This window comes from Bradyrhizobium sp. USDA 336, assembly GCF_044908355.1.
Lineage (GTDB): Bacteria > Pseudomonadota > Alphaproteobacteria > Rhizobiales > Xanthobacteraceae > Bradyrhizobium > Bradyrhizobium yuanmingense.
This window is the reverse complement of sequence record NZ_JBIYDC010000002.1, coordinates 1,539,075-1,551,707: the sequence shown is the minus strand read 5'-3', so window position 1 is coordinate 1,551,707 and position 12,633 is coordinate 1,539,075. Positions and strand designations below refer to the sequence as shown.

General features: G+C 64.0%; 15 protein-coding genes. 9 read left to right on the top strand and 6 right to left on the bottom strand.

What is annotated here, in order from left to right:
- Positions 1-81 precede the first annotated feature (81 nt).
- Complete coding sequence (locus ABIA45_RS08245) at positions 82-1,161, bottom strand: AI-2E family transporter (RefSeq protein WP_404651659.1); 1,080 nt, start codon at positions 1,159-1,161, stop codon at positions 82-84.
- Positions 1,162-1,388: 227 nt separating this feature from the next.
- Between ABIA45_RS08245 and ABIA45_RS08240 the strand changes: the two genes are divergently transcribed.
- The gene (locus tag ABIA45_RS08240) at positions 1,389-1,616 is read left to right on the top strand and encodes a hypothetical protein (protein ID WP_157286041.1); all 228 of its coding nucleotides are present in this window, start codon (positions 1,389-1,391) and stop codon (positions 1,614-1,616) included.
- Between the two features lie 102 nt (positions 1,617-1,718).
- The gene (locus ABIA45_RS08235; protein ID WP_027575377.1) at positions 1,719-2,021 is read left to right on the top strand and encodes a hypothetical protein; all 303 of its coding nucleotides are present in this window, start codon (positions 1,719-1,721) and stop codon (positions 2,019-2,021) included.
- A gap of 598 nt (positions 2,022-2,619) precedes the next feature.
- On the opposite strand, the gene ABIA45_RS08230 is transcribed toward ABIA45_RS08235, so the two are convergent.
- On the bottom strand, positions 2,620-2,835 hold the full coding sequence (locus tag ABIA45_RS08230) for a hypothetical protein (RefSeq protein WP_275509944.1): 216 nt from the start codon (positions 2,833-2,835) through the stop codon (positions 2,620-2,622).
- A 431-nt stretch (positions 2,836-3,266) separates the two neighbouring features.
- Here ABIA45_RS08230 and ABIA45_RS08225 point away from each other — a divergent pair, with 431 nt between their 5' ends.
- The 3 genes from ABIA45_RS08225 (at position 3,267) to ABIA45_RS08215 (ending at position 4,935) form a co-directional block, all read left to right on the top strand.
- Positions 3,267-3,854, top strand: coding sequence for a formyltransferase family protein (locus ABIA45_RS08225; protein WP_036012580.1), 588 nt, complete (start codon positions 3,267-3,269; stop codon positions 3,852-3,854).
- Positions 3,855-4,094: 240 nt separating this feature from the next.
- Positions 4,095-4,445, top strand: a complete 351-nt coding sequence (locus tag ABIA45_RS08220; protein WP_197963953.1) for a hypothetical protein — start codon at positions 4,095-4,097, stop codon at positions 4,443-4,445.
- A complete protein-coding gene (locus tag ABIA45_RS08215) occupies positions 4,390-4,935 on the top strand; it encodes a hypothetical protein (protein WP_271537936.1) in 546 nt (181 codons plus the stop codon). The genes ABIA45_RS08220 and ABIA45_RS08215 overlap by 56 nt, the downstream gene beginning before the upstream one ends.
- 51 nt (positions 4,936-4,986) lie before the next feature.
- Here ABIA45_RS08215 and ABIA45_RS08210 read toward each other — a convergent pair whose 3' ends face one another.
- Positions 4,987-5,385, bottom strand: a complete 399-nt coding sequence (locus ABIA45_RS08210; RefSeq protein ID WP_271537934.1) for a RidA family protein — start codon at positions 5,383-5,385, stop codon at positions 4,987-4,989.
- Between the two features lie 146 nt (positions 5,386-5,531).
- Between ABIA45_RS08210 and ABIA45_RS08205 the strand changes: the two genes are divergently transcribed.
- Together ABIA45_RS08205 and ABIA45_RS08200 are read left to right on the top strand one after the other, a co-directional pair.
- A complete protein-coding gene (locus ABIA45_RS08205) occupies positions 5,532-6,407 on the top strand; it encodes a DMT family transporter (protein ID WP_404655627.1) in 876 nt (291 codons plus the stop codon).
- A 201-nt stretch (positions 6,408-6,608) separates the two neighbouring features.
- On the top strand, positions 6,609-8,042 hold the full coding sequence (locus tag ABIA45_RS08200) for a caspase family protein (protein ID WP_271537932.1): 1,434 nt from the start codon (positions 6,609-6,611) through the stop codon (positions 8,040-8,042).
- A gap of 241 nt (positions 8,043-8,283) precedes the next feature.
- On the opposite strand, the gene ABIA45_RS08195 is transcribed toward ABIA45_RS08200, so the two are convergent.
- Together ABIA45_RS08195 and cysK are read right to left on the bottom strand one after the other, a co-directional pair.
- Positions 8,284-8,523: a BrnA antitoxin family protein gene (locus ABIA45_RS08195; protein WP_157286049.1), complete on the bottom strand. Its 240-nt coding sequence runs from the start codon at positions 8,521-8,523 to the stop codon at positions 8,284-8,286.
- A gap of 3 nt (positions 8,524-8,526) precedes the next feature.
- Positions 8,527-9,504, bottom strand: coding sequence for a cysteine synthase A (cysK, locus tag ABIA45_RS08190; RefSeq protein WP_157286050.1), 978 nt, complete (start codon positions 9,502-9,504; stop codon positions 8,527-8,529).
- A 223-nt stretch (positions 9,505-9,727) separates the two neighbouring features.
- Here cysK and ABIA45_RS08185 point away from each other — a divergent pair, with 223 nt between their 5' ends.
- Positions 9,728-9,946 carry a hypothetical protein gene (locus tag ABIA45_RS08185; protein WP_036028144.1) on the top strand — a complete coding sequence of 73 codons (219 nt, stop codon included), beginning with the start codon at positions 9,728-9,730 and terminating at the stop codon, positions 9,944-9,946.
- Between the two features lie 15 nt (positions 9,947-9,961).
- Here the strand turns inward: ABIA45_RS08185 and tgt are convergent, their stop codons facing one another.
- Complete coding sequence (tgt, locus tag ABIA45_RS08180) at positions 9,962-11,107, bottom strand: tRNA guanosine(34) transglycosylase Tgt (protein WP_404540989.1); 1,146 nt, start codon at positions 11,105-11,107, stop codon at positions 9,962-9,964.
- 213 nt (positions 11,108-11,320) lie between these two features.
- Here tgt and ABIA45_RS08175 point away from each other — a divergent pair, with 213 nt between their 5' ends.
- Positions 11,321-12,505, top strand: coding sequence for a patatin-like phospholipase family protein (locus ABIA45_RS08175; RefSeq protein WP_404540987.1), 1,185 nt, complete (start codon positions 11,321-11,323; stop codon positions 12,503-12,505).
- Positions 12,506-12,633: the final 128 nt, after the last annotated feature.

Sequence of the window (12,633 nt, the reverse complement as noted above, 5' to 3'; positions counted from 1 at the left end):
AGACAAGTTAGCGACGCGCCTTGATCACAGGCCACGAGCTATCCGGCATGGGCGGCTGACACTGCGCTGGCGGGCGCGAGATCACCCCTTCCCCGCCTCCGCCCGGTCCTCGGTCCTGATCCAGGCCATCATCATTTCCCAGGCCACCGACAGGATGATCGGTCCGATGAACAGTCCGACGATGCCGTGGGCCAGCGTACCGCCGATCACGCCGACGAAGATCACGATGGTCGGGGTGGTCAGGCCACGGCCCATGACGAGCGGCTTCAGCATGGTGTCGATGAAGCCGACCAGGACGAGGAACACGGTGAGCAGCAGCGCCGTGGTGACGTCCTTGGCGGTCCAGATCCAGATGATCACAGGCAGCAGCACCAGGAAAGCACCGATCTGCACGATCGAGAGCAGCAGCACGATGAAGGCAAGGAGGCCCGCGCTCGGCACCGAGGCGAGCTTGAAGCCGATTCCGGCGAGCAGCGCCTGGACGATCGCCACGCCAATGACGCCCTGCGCCACGGCGCGGATGGTCGCACCGGCGAGCGAGAGGAAATGCTCGCTTTGCTCCGGCACGATGCGAAACAGGAAGTTGCGGCCGGCCGCGACCAGGCGTGGCCCATGCGGAAACAGGAAGCCGGCCACGAACACGGAGACGAGAAACTGGAGCGTGCCAAGGCCGGCGTCGCCCGCGAGCGAGAGCAGCGGGCCGGCCAGCGGCTGAAGATACGGCGCCACCTCGCGCACCGCCGTCCGAACGTTGTTGTAGGCCTGATCCCAGAGCTCGTAGAGCCAGGGGCCGACCAGCGGCCAGGACTTGAGCTGCTCCGGCGCCGATTGGAGCACGAGGTCGCCGGTGCCGAGCTGGTGCGCCAGCTCACGCACGCCGTCCACCGCGCTGATGCCGAGCCAGGTCGCCGGACCGATGACGATACCCAGCGTGACCAGGGTCAGGATTGCTGCTGCGATTTTGGGCCGGCCGCCCAGGATCTTTGCAACCCAGCTGAACGCCGGATAGAACGCGACCGCCAGCACGCCGCTCCAGGCCAGGATCGGCACGAATGGGCGGATGATCAGGAAGGTCCAGATGATCAGCAGGGCGAGCAGGCCGAGGCGGATCACGAGCTGGATGACGTCCTCGCCCGTCAGCAACTGACGGAGGCTTTTCACGGGCACAGCTTTCCTTGCGGCATGAACGCAACTTCCGCGCTTGCGGGCTCAGCCGTTATTGCCAGCAACGCATCTGGCGTCAAGACGACCGGGTGCCGGATACCGCATCGTCCGTCCCAACCCGGCTTGGCTAACGCGGGTTAACCGGATTTCCCCGCGCCGGTTTACGCCGCTGCAAATGCTGGTGACTACCTTCCATCCGCAGTCACCGAAATGCATTCTGGGCCATGGCCAACAGCATCTGGACGATCGAACAATTCACCTGTGCGAGTTGCGGCATGAACTACACCGCGACCAGAGAGGAGCACAGCGAGGCTCACAGCGGCAGCTTCAAATGCGGCATCTGCAGCGGCATCGTGCATGCCTGGTCCGGCAAGCACCACTTCTTCGGCTGGCAGGCCGTGAAGACGAGGCCGCCCGTGTTCGGGCGGCGCTGGGCCGGCGTCGAATGGTAAGCCGCCTGCGCTGACGCCGGATCCGCCGAATTGCGCCGGCGCCGTTTGCACTCCGTTCACCGATCGCGGCTAGATCAGGACGGATCCTCCGCTTCGAACGCCATGGCCGATCTTAACGCCGTCCTGACCAGGCTCAACGACCGTCTGCTCCGCCTCGAGGGCGAGCTGTTCGTGCTGCGCTCGCTGGCGCGCGCGACATTGACCGCGGGCGACGACCATGCCGCGCGCATGCGCAAGCTGGTCGAGGCCGCAAAAGTCGCGCTCGACGACGAGGCCAAGCGCCCTCTCGACAAGCCGACCCGAAAGTATGTCGATGCCGCAACCGCACTGGTGGAGGAACTGCTGGTCGAACCCACCCCGGCGCGGCCGCTGTTCACGGTGATCGACGGCGGCCGGCGCGACTGAGCGCGCCCGCCTCAGCACGGCGATGACTACCGCCCATACATGCCCGGCGCACGTGCCCTGTTCGGGTAGCACTGTCCCAGCGAGTAATTGTAATCGTAGCCGTGCGGACACAGCCCGCCGCGTTGTCCATAATATTGAGGGTGACCGTAAGCGCCGGGCGCGTGCGCACGATTTGGGTAGCACTCGCCTGTCGAGTAATTATAGTCGTAACCGTGCGGGCACAGGCCACCACGGCGCCCATAGCCAGAGCCGTGGCCCCCGGTGTAGACACCCGGCGCGTGACGGTCGTTGGGATAGCAGCGGCCATTCGAGTGGTTGTAATCGTAGCCGTGCGGACATTGCCCGCCCGGACCGCCCCTGAACTGAACCTGCTCCACCATGGGCGCTGTCGGCGCCGCAGGCACGGTTGCAAACGCAAGCAGGCCGGCCAGCGCAAGTTCGATCATGACGATTCCTCCAAATCACGGGGACAAGCCTATCAGGATTCGCGTCCCACGAAACGACATGGCAATTGAGGCATGGCTGGCCTGACCCCCGCATGAACCGGGCTCGGACTGCGACAATGCATCAACGCCGGCATCGCGCACGATGCCGACGTCTAGATCGTGGACTTATCCGCCTTGAGCCGGCCGAGCCCCGCCTCGATGATCGCGATCTCCTCGTCGATCTGACCGATCGGCAGGCTGAAATCATAGCCGGACCGGCTCTTCAGATCGACCGCGAGCCGCTGCCTGTGCATCATCAGCTCGTCCAGTCCACGGCGGTTCTTCAGACGCACATAGGCGTCGACGATCTGCTCGATCGCGTTCGGCATGAGATCTGTCCCGGCGAAAAGGCCCGGCGGCGCGCCCACGCAGGCAGGCGATTTCGATGTCGCGGTACGCAATACAAATCCGCGACGGATTCGTCGATACGCCAAGCTGGTTGAGATCGTGTTACCGTCCGATGACTTCGTGAGGCGCGGCGTGAAAAGGCCGCCGGCGGCCAAAGCCGGGTTCGAAAACGGATGCGGGTTGAAATATCGCCAGCCCCCGGTTGGCGCACCTTTATCAGCTGATCGGACGCATCTCTGTTAAGAACGAAACACAGGAACCGCTACAGGCGCTCGTCGACGAAGCAGGGCCCCAGGCAACGCTAGGCGCCCGGCGCATTGTTGATAACCCACGCAAACGCTGTGCGGGTGGTGACAGGGCACGCGGACGTGTTATCGGGGGATGACGCAGATGCGAGACGGATCGGACACCCATGCGAATTACCCTCGTCGGCTCCCGCCATTTTGGCGTGACCACCCTGAACATGCTCCGGGAGCACAGCGTCTCGGTCGTCCGGGTCGTGGTGGCGGACGCCGATGACCGCCTTGCCGCGGCGGCCAAGGCGGCGGGCATCGAGGTGCAGGTGCAAGCCAATCCCAAGCTGGTGGTGGCCTCCGAGATCGCCCCGGACACCGATCTGATCATCACAGCGCACAGCCATGCCAGGATCGGCAAGGATGCGCTCGCCGCCGCCAGGCTCGGCGGGATCGGCTATCATCCATCGCTGCTGCCGCGCCACCGCGGCAAGGCCGCGGTGGAATGGACCATCAAGGAAGGCGACCCGATCGCCGGCGGCACGATCTACCATCTCGCCGACCGCATGGATGCCGGCGCGATCGCCGCCCAGGACTGGTGCTTCGTCAAGAAGGGCGAGACTGCACGAGAGCTTTGGGAGCGCGCGCTGGCGCCGCTCGGGCTCAAGCTGCTGGCCGATGTGATCGATTACGCCAAGGTCCACAAGGCGCTACCCGCCAAAGTCCAGGACGAGCAGTTCGCGACCTCCGCGCCAAGTCTCTCCTGAGCCAAGCCCCTCTGAGCCAGTCCTCTGAGCCGAAGTCTCCTGGAGCAAGCTCTTTCCGAGTCGTCCTGACGTTTACCCTTAACGTGCGGCGCTCTTGATTCTGCTTCGGAAATTGGAGCCAAAAGCGCAAATAAACCATTGTTCCCAAAGGAACAATTTTCGCTTTGGCATCGCAACAAATTTCCGTCACATTTCGTCCGAATAAGCGTCAGCAACTCAGACACATTCAAGGACGAATTCATGCGTTTTGGTCGCATTGCGGTGTTCTGTGCCGCCCCAGTTCTCGCTGGCACCCTCGCCGCCCCCGCCTTCGCCCAAAATCCCTACGACGGCAATTGGCAAGTCACCATCGTGACCAAGAGCGGTTCGTGCGAGCCGACCGCAAGCTCGATGCTGACGGTTGCCGACGGCAAGATCACCGCGCCCGGCGCTAACGTTTCCGGCACCATCGGCAGCGGGGGACTTGTGAAAGTTTCGATCAATGGTGCATATGCCAACGGTCAACTCAGCGGCAACGCCGGATCGGGGAAGTGGAATGGAGCATCTGCAGGCATACCGTGCAGCGGGCGGTGGGAAGCATCGCGTCAATAAACCAATTGAGGCTCGCGCCCGGAACCGGCGGCTGCTGATTGCGGCCGCCGTTTTGTTTACGGCGGGGATCGCTACCACCCAAAGCAAGGCCCAGTCCGGCCCGTTCGCCCCGCTGGCGGGCAGCTGGAGCGGCGGTGGCACGGTTACGCTGGATGACGGCTCGACCGAGCGGATCCGCTGCCGGGCCAAATACGCTCCGATCGGACCGACCATGGAGATGTCGCTGACCTGCGCCAGCGATGCCTACAAATTCAACCTCGGCGCCAACGTGAAGGCCGAAGGCGGCGCCATTGCAGGCAGTTGGTCTGAGACCAGCCGCAATATCTCCGGTTCGCTCCAGGGCCGCGGCAGCGGCGGAAGCTACGAGCTGGTGGCCTCAACCGCGGGCTTCAACGCCAACATCTCTCTCAAGACGTCCGGCAACAAGCAGAACGTCACGATGCGCGCGGACAGTCAGTTCCGCGGCGCGAACATCTCGATGTCGAAATAAGACGCAAGTTGACGCGACAGTCGATCCGGCGCCCGCGCCGGATCGATTTTTTTATGGGCCGGGCACGTACGCGGTGACCTCGATCTCGACCTTGGCACGCTCGTCCACGAGGCCTCCGATATAGAGCAGCGTCGAGGGCGGAAAATTGCGGCCGAGCGTTTCCTTCCAGGCCGCGCCAATGCCGGCACCTGCCGCTTCGTACTCGGCGCGGCTGGTCAGGTACCAGGTCAGGCGGACGATGTGCTCGGGGCCGGCACCGGCCTCGGCCAGCAGCTTGACGATCCGCTTCAGCGCCGTCGCGACCTGGGCTGCCATGTCGGGATCGTAACTGCCGGCCTCGTCGCCCCCGGTTTGGCCGGCGAGTACCACCCACCGGCCCGGCCCCTCGGTCACGACGCCATGGGAAAAGCCGCGCGGTTTTTTCCACTCGGCCGGCTGCAAGATGCGCATGGGCAATGCCTCCCGATCTTTGTCGTTGTTCGCTGATTGCCTTAGCATGCAGCCCAGCATCGCTGCATCCACAGATTTGGCCGTTGCAAACGGCGGCAATGTCGCCGATACCGGCCGCCCCTCCTATCCGTCCACATCCGCCGCAGATGAGCACCACACCGTCGAAAATGATGGCTGCACTGTGGATGGCCGGCTGGCTGTCGCTGATGCTGATCATGGCGGTGGCCGGGCGCGAGACCACGCGCGAGCTGAATGTTTTTCAGATCATGGAAATGAGGTCGCTGGCCGGCTTCGTCTTGCTCTCACCGATCATCTACCGCGCCGGCGGCTGGAGGGTGCTCAAGACATCGCGCCTGCCGCAGCATGTCGGCCGCAATTTGGTGCACTATGTTGCCCAGCTCGGCTGGTTCTTCGCACTGACACTGATTCCGATCGGCCAGGTGGTGGCAATCGAGTTCACCATGCCGATCTGGACGGCCGTCCTCGCGGCGAGCTTCCTGTCCGAGCGGATGACGCCATGGAAGATCGCCGCCATCGTGCTCGGCCTCGTCGGCGTTATCGTCATTGTCCGCCCCTCGACCGGGGAGATCAATCCAGGGCAGGTCATCGCGCTTGGCGCCGCCATGGGATTTGGCGTCGCGATGGCGCTGGTCAAATCGCTGACCCGCACCGAGAGCGCGCTCTCGATCCTGTTCTGGATGCTGGTGGTGCAGTCGGTTGCGGGCTTCATTCCGACGCTGATGGTCTGGACCTGGCCGTCGCTCTATGTCTGGGGCTGGGTCGGCGTGATCGCCGTCTGCGGCACGTTCTCACATTATTGCCTGGCCAGTGCGATGCGCTACGCCGACGCGACGATCGTGGTTCCGATGGACTTCCTGCGGGTTCCACTGACTGCAACTGCCGGTTGGCTGTTGTATTCCGAGCGGCTCGACTCCTGGACCGTGCTCGGCGCCGCGCTGATCCTGTTTGGCAATTTACTCAATTTGAAGCCCGCTTCGTCGGTTCCTGCCCGCGCTAGGTGAACCTCGCGCCGCCTCGCGCGACAAAACCAAGTGGCCGTGTGATTTGGATCACGTTGGAGCGACACTCCATCGTGCACATTCGGCCACACAGCAGCGGGTTGAACGCAACGGACTGCCGTTTTGGTGGCGCGAAGTCGGGCACTTCGTGTAGGTTCGTTGCCGATCTGTTGCTGCCTGCAATTCGATTCTGGGGATTTCAGAATGCGCTATCTCACCCTCCTCGCTTCGCTGATGTGCATTGCGCTGTCGGTCAGTGCCGCCAAGGCTGACCGCCGCGTCGCTTTCGTGGTCGGCAACGGCTCCTACAAGAATGTCGCACAATTGCCGAACCCGCCGATCGACGCCAAGGCGATGGCGGCCACGCTGCGCAATGTCGGATTCGAGGTGATCGAAGGCTCCAATCTCAGCCGCGACCAGATGACCGAGAAGCTGCTTGATTTCGGCCGCAAGGCGCAAGGCTCCGATATCGCGCTGTTCTATTATGCCGGCCACGGCATCGCCGTCAGCGGCACCAATTACCTGCTACCCGTCGACGCCGACATCAAGTCGGAGATGGACGTCAAGCTGGGCGCCGCCATCAATATCGACCTGACTCTCGAGCAGACCATGGGCGATGCCAAGGTCAAGCTCGTCTTCCTCGATGCCTGCCGCGACAATCCGTTCGCCGCCAAGATCAAGTCGAATTCGGCGACGCGCAGCGTCAACGTCCAGAGCGGCCTCGCCGAGATGAAGTCCGGCGAAGGCACGCTGATTGCGTTCGCCACCGGCCCGGGCCAGACCGCACTCGACGGCCAGGAGGGCAACAACAGCCCGTTCACGCGGGCGTTGATCGACAACATCACCAAGCCTGGCGTCGAGATCCAGCAGGCCATGACGTCGGTGCGCGCTCAGGTCAATGAAGAGACCCGCAAGGGCCAGCTGCCCTGGGGCCACACCAACCTGACCGGCTCCGTCTATCTCAATCAGGCGCCGACCACCCAGGTCGCCGCTGCGGCCCCGACCGCGACCGGCATCGTGCCGGCGGCGACCGGAAGCTCGGACGGTGTCGAGCTCGAATACTGGCGCTCGGTCAAGGAGTCCAACAAGGCCGAGGAGCTCAATGCCTACCTCACCGCTTACCCGAACGGCCAGTTCAAGGCGCTGGCGCTGGCGCGGCTGGCGGCGATCAAGAGCGGCCCCTCGACCGCGACCCGCACGCTCAATGCCGGCGTCGATCCCGCCACCTTCACGGATGAGGCTACCCAAGTGACCGAGGACCAAATCGGTCTCGACAAGAACAAGCGTCGCGACGTGCAGCGTCGACTCACGGCGCTCGGCTTCGACACCAACCAGACCGGCGTATTCAACGACGAAACGCGGTCCGTGCTCAAGCGCTGGCAGACGGCGCGCGGCTACCCGTCGTCAGGCTACCTCAACAAGCACCAGCACAAGGCCCTGCTCTCGGAAATCGTGGCTGCCCCGGCGACGGCGAGCGACGGCAGCCAGAAGCCGGCTCGGCGCGCCGCCACCGCCCCGGCTCAGAGCAGCGCGCCGGCACCGGCTCCCCAGCCACGCAGCAATCCCGGCGATGCTGCCGGTGCGGCCTTCGTCGGCGGCGTCGTCGGCGGCATGATGGGCGGCATGTTCCGTCGTTGAGTCGAAACGAGATCGACAATGCAAAAAGCCCGGCTCGCGCCGGGCTTTTTCGTTGGTGCGATGATGCTGCCGCGTACTCCGTCATTGCGAGCGCAACGAAGCAATCCAGAATCTCTCCGCGGTGACAGCCTGGATTGCTTCGTCGCAAGAGCTCCTCGCAACGACGATGATAGAGATGTGCGCCAAACGGATGTCACAGTCTGCGGAGAGACGCCGCTGGTCGGACGTGTCCGGTCGGAGCCTACTTCCCTGCCACCTTGCGCAGCGCCTCGTTGATGCGATCCTGCCAGCCGGGACCGCCCTCCTGGAAGAACTCCAGCACGTCCTGGTCGATGCGCAGCGTGACCTGCTCCTTGATGCCGGGCACGGCGTTTTGCTTGGGCGGCGCGGCGGCGACCTTGGCCGTTACCTTCTTGAACGCCGCCTCGGCCTCGGTCCTGGCATCGCCCAGCGTGCGCGGCCGTCTCGTTTGATCCGCCATGTCCTAGATTCCCTCAAACAGAGCCGTCGAAAGATACCGCTCGGAGAAGGACGGCACGATCGCCAGGATGGTCTTCCCGGAAGCTTCCGGCCGCTTGCCGATCTCGAGCGCGGCGGCGATCGCAGCGCCTGAGGAGATGCCGCCCGGAATGCCCTCATGCCGCGCCAGCGCGCGCGAGGTCTCGATCGCCGTGGTCGAGTTGATCTTCACGATCTCATCGATCACGGAGCGGTCGAGGATGTCAGGGACGAAGCCGGCACCGATGCCTTGGATCTTGTGGGGAGTATGCTGTCCCCCCGAGAGCACCGGGCTCTCCTCCGGCTCGACCGCAACCACACGCAAGCCCGGCTTGCGCGGCTTGAGCACCTGGCCGACGCCGGTGATCGTGCCGCCGGTGCCGACGCCGGCCACGAAGAAGTCGATGCTGCCGCCGGTGTCGCTCCAGATCTCCTCCGCGGTGGTGCGGCGGTGCACCTCCGGATTGGCGAGGTTCTTGAACTGCTGCGGCATCACCGAATTCGGCGTCGTCTTCAAGAGCTCCTCGGCGGCCGCGATGGCGCCCTTCATGCCCTGCGCCGCCGGCGTCAGCACCAGCTCCGCGCCGAGAAAGGCCAGCATCTTGCGTCGCTCGATCGACATCGATTCCGGCATCACCAGCTTGAGCCGGTAGCCGCGGGAGGCCGCCACGAAGGCGAGCGCAATGCCGGTATTGCCGGAGGTCGGCTCGATCAGCACGGTGTCCGGCTTGACGATGCCCGCCTTCTCCATCGCGATGATCATGGCCGCTCCGATACGGTCCTTCACGCTCGCGGCAGGATTGAAATATTCTAGTTTTGCCAAAATGGTCGCGTTCACGTCGTGCATACCGGGCAGCCGGCGCAAGCGTACGATGGGCGTGTTGCCAAACGCATCGACGATCGAGTCATAGATCCGGCCACGGCCGGGTTGGTGCGCTGCACCCGTGTTGGACGATGCGTCCATGATGAACTCCCTGTGGCGACGATCTGCACGTCTGTCGCGGCCTTGCGCAGTTACGGACAGCTTGCGGCGACGCGCAAGCGGCAATGCAGCACATGTTAAATACGCTGCATCGCAAAATCGCGTGAGCTTTAATTAGCAGAAAACCAACGCATTTGTGTTGCGACCTCGTCAACTGATTCTGCTTATGTTAGACTTAGGTCTAGAAAGCAGGGAGGTCACCACGATGTCAGCGGTTGCTGAAGTGATGTCGACCGTAGCGCTAAGGCGTGATCCGCGTTGCAGCGAGTTGCCGACCTGTCCCGTCTGCGCCGACTCCATGGTCGCCGCTGAAGCGTCTGCCTACGTCTCGGACCACATCATCAGCTATCTCTGGACGTGCGACAATTGCGGCTACGGCTTCGTGACCAAGCATGCCGTGAAGCGGCGGCTCGTGTGCAACTGAGTTTGGACCATTGATCTAGCGCGGGGCGATATCGCCCCTCGCCCAGTCCGCGCGCGTACGCTGATAGAACTCCTCGAAATTTCCTTGTGCGATCGCGTCCCTGATGCCCTGCATCAGGGACTGGTAGTACGCGACATTGATCTCGGACAGCAGCATCGCGCCCAGCGTCTCGCCCGCCTTGACGAGATGATGGAGATAGGCGCGCGCGCAGTTCCGCGTCGACGGCCATGAGCTCTCTTCATCGAGCGGACGCGGATCGTCCGCATGGCGCGCGTTGCGCAAATTGACCTGGCCGTGGCGCGTGAAGGCGACGCCGTGCCGGCCGTTGCGGGTCGGCATCACGCAGTCGAACATGTCGATGCCGCGCCTCACCGCTTCGAGGATGTCATCGGGCGTGCCGACGCCCATTAGATAGCGTGGCCGCTGCTTCGGAAGCAGCGGCGCGGTCTCGTCGATCATCGCCAGCATGACCGCCTGCGGTTCGCCGACGGCGAGCCCGCCGATCGCATAGCCATGGAAGCCGATCCCGACCAGGCCTTGCGCGCTCGCGTGGCGTAGCTCGGGCACGTCGCCGCCCTGCACGATGCCGAACAGCATGTAGCCATCCGGGGCGCTCGCGAAGGCGCGCTTGCTTCTCTCCGCCCAACGCAGCGACAATTGCATCGCGCGCTCGATGTCGGCGCGCTCGGCAGGCAACCGCACGCATTCATCCATCTGCATGGCGATGTCGGAGCCGAGCAAACGCTGCACCTCGATCGACCGCTCCGGCGACAGCTCGACCTTGGCGCCGTCGATGTGCGAGCGGAACGTGACGGCGTGCTCGCTGACCTTGCGCAAATCCGCCAGCGACATCACCTGAAAGCCGCCGGAATCCGTCAACATCGGTCCGTTCCAGCCTGTGAACGTCTGCAAGCCGCCGAGCGCCGCGATCCGCTCGGCGCTTGGACGCAGCATCAGATGGTAGGTGTTGCCGAGCACGATGTCGGCGCCGGCATCGCGCACCTCGCGCCAGTGCATGCCCTTCATGGCACCGGCGGTGCCGACCGGCATGAAGGCCGGGGTCCGCACCACGCCATGCGGGGTGGTCAGCCGCCCGGTGCGCGCGGCCCCGTCGGTGGCGAGCAACTCAAAGTGATTGGGAAGGTCATTGTCGGGATTCATGGCGGTGCTTATTGCGTGTCGGAGCAGGCTGATCAACCCGCCGACCGCGCTGGGGCCGGTTTTTGCATCAGACTGGGACACCGACCACACAAGGATCGTGCGCCGCGCCCTTGTCAAACGAAACGATACAGTGTAGTTTTGTGCGCGGGGCTGGACGAGATGCCGCGGCGAACTTGCCGGCGGCGGTAGATGCGTGATCGCCAGCCACCGACAATGCCGTACCCTTCGTGTTCGACCGACGCATCCGTCTCCTCGCGTGACCGGATCAGGCAGACTGGTGTCGGCCTGATCGGATTAGTGCTCCTGATCTGCAGCCTGGCGCTCGGCGCCTGCACCTCCCTGCCCCGCACGCCCTATACCGCCGCGGAGGCGAGCACGTCGCGCGTGCTCGATATCGAGGGTCTGCGGCGCTACGCCGACGAGCCGGTCACCAAGTTCAGCTTCGAGAAGGACAACAGCACTGCCACGAGAACCTATCTGGCGCTCTCCGGCGGCGGCGCTGACGGCGCCTACGGCGTCGGCGTGCTCGCCGGCTGGACCGCGACCCGAACCCGCCCCAGCTTCTCGGTCGTCTCGGGCGTCAGCACCGGCGGCCTGATCGCACCGTTCGCGTTTCTCGGACCGCAATATGACGACACGCTGAAGGAGGTCTACACCAGCGGTATCGCGGAGAGTCTCCTGAACGATCCCAGCATCATGCGCGTGCTGTTCGGATCCGGCCTATTCGGCAACACCAGGCTGCGCGAGCTCGTCGCACGCTATGTCGGACCCGAGATCATGGCGCAGGTCGCGCGCGAGAATGCCAAGGGCCGCAGGCTCTTGGTGGTGACGACCGATCTCGACACGCAGCGCACCGCGATCTGGGACATGGGCAGGATTGCCGCGGTCGGAACGCCCGAGGCGCTCAAGCTGTTTCGCGACGTGATGGCAGCCTCCGCCAGCATTCCCCTGGTGTTTCCGCCCATCATGATCGACGCCGAAGGCGGGGGCCGCAAGTTTCAGGAGATGCATGTCGACGGCGGCGTGACCGCGCCGGTGCTGACCTTGCCGGAAGCTCTGCTGTTCCAGAGCGGCCGTCTGCCCGGCAATGCGAGGATGGACATCTACATCCTCGTCAACAAGAAGATCGAACGCAATTTCGAGCTGGTGTCCAATGGCACCATCGACGTCGCTTCACGCAGCTTGTCGGCGATCACCCAATCGCAGACGCGCTCGATCATCTTCTCGACCTACGATTTCGCCAAGCGCAACCGGCTGGGCTTCCATCTTTCCTACATCGCGCGCGACTATCCCGCCCCGCCGTCGGAAGGATTCGATACCGGCTATATGCGGGCGCTGTATCAGTACGGATACGAGAAGGCTGCATCCGGCCAGGCCTGGTCCTCAACCCTGCCGTGATCCCTCGTGACGGAACGAGGCAATACCGAAACCGTTGACGATATGGCCAATTCGGCCAGATTCGCGATGACGATTCCGCTCCTGCGCGATATAGAGCGAATGACCGATATCACGACCGCGCAGGAATC